Source organism: Trichloromonas sp., assembly GCF_041583255.1.
Classification (GTDB): Bacteria; Desulfobacterota; Desulfuromonadia; order Desulfuromonadales; family Trichloromonadaceae; genus Trichloromonas.
In genome coordinates, this window is sequence record NZ_JBFHGD010000284.1 from 1 (window position 1) to 3,457 (window position 3,457).

Sequence of the window (3,457 nt, forward strand, 5' to 3'; positions counted from 1 at the left end):
AGGAAATGAGACGTTTCGGCAAACCTAGAACAGTGTCCCATCACATCCGGGTCCTGTCAAACAGTTACTTTAATCTGACGCCACCCGGATGCGCTAAACCTTTATCATGGCGTCTATTTACGAACGCGACTGACAAAAGCGACATCCGGAAACGACGCCCTCCAACAGCTGCAACACCAATAATCATGAGACTTCCACGGCATCATAAGCAATTGCATTTATTTAACAATTCTCCCCTTGAATTTCTAAAACAGCATTCTATACTTGACCAAAACAATAGCACTTCCTGCGACGAAAAACCAGTTAAACGATCGGCGGCAACCGACAGAGCTCCCCAACCTGCTGAAATCAGTACCAGTTGACATTTCGTTCAAGCGACCAATACTTTCACTATTGCAATAACGGCAGCGAGAGTAATCCGACAGCTGAAAGGAGGCTTCTGTTGAAAAGTCACGTTTGGCGACCACTTTTCGTAGTCATCGGCATCGTGGTCCTGATCCTTCTGGCTAGAGCGTTTTATGTCCCGGACGACTTCGGCACCCACGAACGGGGCTACATGTACAGCTATCACCGCACCGGCAACATCGATGAATGGAAAGCATACCCGGTGAAATACCAGGGGAGCGAATACTGCCAGAGCTGCCACGAGGAGAAGGCGGCAACGATGGGAGCCTCGCCGCACGCCATGATCCCATGCGAAAACTGTCACGGGGCCGCCTTCGGCCACCCGGAAGACCCTGAAAAGCTGGCCATCGACCGCGGCCGCGACCTCTGCCTGCGCTGCCATGCCGCGCTCGTCACACCGGGCAGCGGCCGCAGTTACATCCCCGGGATCGATGACAGGCAGCACAATGCCGACATCGAATGCAGCGTTTGCCACAATCCCCACAACCCGAACCTGGCGGAGATGTAAGGATGAAAAGACGCGACTTTCTGAAACATTCGCTGGTCTTCGTCTCCGGGGCATCGGTCTCTCTTTCGGCCCTGGAATTTATCAGCGTCGGCGATGTGCTGGCAGCCCGCCCCGAGGTACGCTGGGGCTTTCTGGTCGACACCTACAGCTGCGTCGGCTGCGGCTTCTGCGTCAAGGCGTGCAAGATCGAAAACGATATCCCCATGGAAGCCAACGTCACCCGCACCTGGGTCGAGCGCTACGTCACGCTCAAAGACGGCCAGGTGCTGGCCGATTCCCCCAAGGGAGCCCGCGAGGGCTTCACTACCGGTAAAATCGACCAGGCTGCCGAGGGAATGAAAGAGGTGCCTGACGCAGAGATCGCCTCGGCCTTCTTCGTCCCCAAGCTGTGCAACCATTGTGAAAAACCGCCCTGCGTCCAGGTTTGTCCGGTGGGAGCCACCTACCAGACTGACGACGGCGCGGTGCTGGTCGACCGCAAATGGTGCATCGGCTGCGGCTACTGCATCATGGGCTGCCCCTACGGCGTTCGCTTCTTTCACCCGACCGAACATGTCGCCGACAAATGCACCTTCTGCTACCACCGCATCAGCCAGGGGATGGGAACCGCCTGCACCGAAGCCTGCCCCTTCGGCGCGCGCAAGATCGGCAACCTGCGCGATCCCGACGACCCGATCACCCGGGTGCTGCTGACCCAGCGGGTCGGCGTGCTCAAGGACGAGTTCGGCACCAAGCCGCAGGTCTTCTACCTCGGCCTCAACAAGGAGGTGAGATAGCATGGTTCACGGTGAATTCTGGACCCTCAAGGAACTCTTCGTCCTCCCCAACGAGTACATCTACTGGTCGATCCAGATCGTCATGTACCCTTATATGACCGGCCTGGTCGCCGGGGCCTTCGTCCTTTCCTCCCTCTACCACGTATTCAACGTCGAGCGCCTCAGGGAGATCGCCCGCTTCGCCCTGGTCTTCTCCTTTGCCCTGCTGCCGGTGGCGATGATGCCGTTGATGCTGCACCTGCAGCAGCCGCTGCGCGGCTCCCACGTGCTGATGACGCCCCACTTCACCTCGGCCATCTCGGCCTTCGGCATCGTTTTCATGACCTACGGCTGCATCGTCGCCGCCGAAATCTGGTTTGTCTATCGCCGCCACATCATCGAGACGATTGCGAAGCTGTCGGGTAAAAGCGGGCGGCGCGCCGGTGAATCCCTACTGCTGCTCATCTACAGGATCATTTCCCTGGGCGCCAGCGACCTGAGCGACAAGGCCCTGCAAGCCGATCACAAGGCGGTTCGCCTGCTGGCGGCCCTGGGCATCCCGGTCGCCTGCTTCCTGCACGGCTACGCCGGCTTCATCTTCGGCTCGGTCAAGGCCAACGCCCTGTGGATGACCCCGCTGATGCCGGTAATTTTCATCTGCTCGGCGGTCGTTTCGGGGATCGCCCTGTGCATCGTCAGCTATGCCGTGTTCATGGAGATCCGCAAGTTCGCCGCCCGGCGCAACGACGAGGCAATGATCTCGGCCGAGCAGCTGCGCGGCATCGAGGACCACGAGGTGCGCTCGACTTCCCGCTACCTGCTGCTGTTCATGGTGCTGGCCATCACCCTGGAGCTGCTGGATGTCATCTTCCGCGGCTACACCGCGGTAAAATCCTGGGATATCGTACGCGAAGTCATCTACAACAAGGATTTCTTCAAAATCTTCGTTATGCAGTATGGGCTCGGCAATGCCCTCCCGCTGCTGCTGCTCCTGCTGCCCGGGCTGACCACCCGGCGCGCCTGCGTCGCCTGCGTACTGGTGCTGTTCGGCGTGCTGATGATGCGTTGGAACGTAGTCATCGGCGGCCAGGCCTTCTCGCTGACCTTCGCCGGCTTCATGGAATACCACCTGCCGATCATCCCGCACAACGAGGAAACCTTCAAAGAAGGGTTGGGCGGGGCGCTACTGGTCGCGGTGACCCCTTTTGTCATCTTCTACTTTCTCAACAAGATTTTCCCGGCGTTTTTACGGGACGAGCACCACTGACCCCATGGTCTCAAAAACCGCAGCGCCCGCCCCCTTGCGGGGATGGGCGCTGCGGTGCCGCCATCTACCCTACTCTTTGCAAACTATTTCACGATCATCCAACTGCCGTCCGCTTGGCGGCAGGCGGTACCATAGGCCTGCTGCGGCTGCCCTCCGATGCTGACGGTCTGGTAATATTCCCGGCAGTACTGCCCCTGGGCGGTCTGATAGGTTTCCACCGGGGTGATCGAACCGTAATTCCCCGAATCGGGATTGCGCCAGGTGGTCGGCTGATGGGTCCGGGTGCTTTCCAGAGCGTACTGGGCATTGCGCTCCATGTAGGCTTGATCGGCCCGGTCCAGGGTTCGGCCGATGTCCTGGCCCATCAAGGCGCCGGCCAGGGTGCCGATGGCCACTGCGACCAGGCGACCGCGCCCGGAGCCGATCTGCGAGCCGAGCAGGGCACCGCCCGCCGCGCCGAGAACGGTGCCGCTACCTTCCCTTGGCCCCATGGCCGGAGCACAGCCGGCCAGCGCCAAAGCC

4 protein-coding genes are annotated in these 3,457 nt (G+C 59.9%); 3 read left to right on the forward strand and 1 reads right to left on the reverse strand.

The annotated features are described in order from the left end of the window. Positions 1 to 442 precede the first annotated feature (442 nt). From ABYV89_RS15630 to nrfD, 3 genes are read left to right on the forward strand one after another with little or no spacing between them, the layout of a single operon-like run. Positions 443 to 913, forward strand: a complete 471-nt coding sequence (locus tag ABYV89_RS15630; protein ID WP_432823863.1) for a cytochrome c3 family protein — start codon at positions 443 to 445, stop codon at positions 911 to 913. 2 nt (positions 914 to 915) lie between these two features. Next, positions 916 to 1,689 carry a 4Fe-4S dicluster domain-containing protein gene (locus tag ABYV89_RS15635; RefSeq protein WP_432823864.1) on the forward strand — a complete coding sequence of 258 codons (774 nt, stop codon included), beginning with the start codon at positions 916 to 918 and terminating at the stop codon, positions 1,687 to 1,689. 1 nt (position 1,690) lies between these two features. Next, the gene (gene nrfD / locus ABYV89_RS15640; protein WP_432823865.1) at positions 1,691 to 2,935 is read left to right on the forward strand and encodes an NrfD/PsrC family molybdoenzyme membrane anchor subunit; all 1,245 of its coding nucleotides are present in this window, start codon (positions 1,691 to 1,693) and stop codon (positions 2,933 to 2,935) included. A gap of 83 nt (positions 2,936 to 3,018) precedes the next feature. Here the strand turns inward: nrfD and ABYV89_RS15645 are convergent. Beyond that, positions 3,019 to 3,457, reverse strand: a 439-nt coding sequence (locus ABYV89_RS15645) for an RT0821/Lpp0805 family surface protein (protein ID WP_432823866.1), incomplete at its 5' end; no start/stop codon positions are given.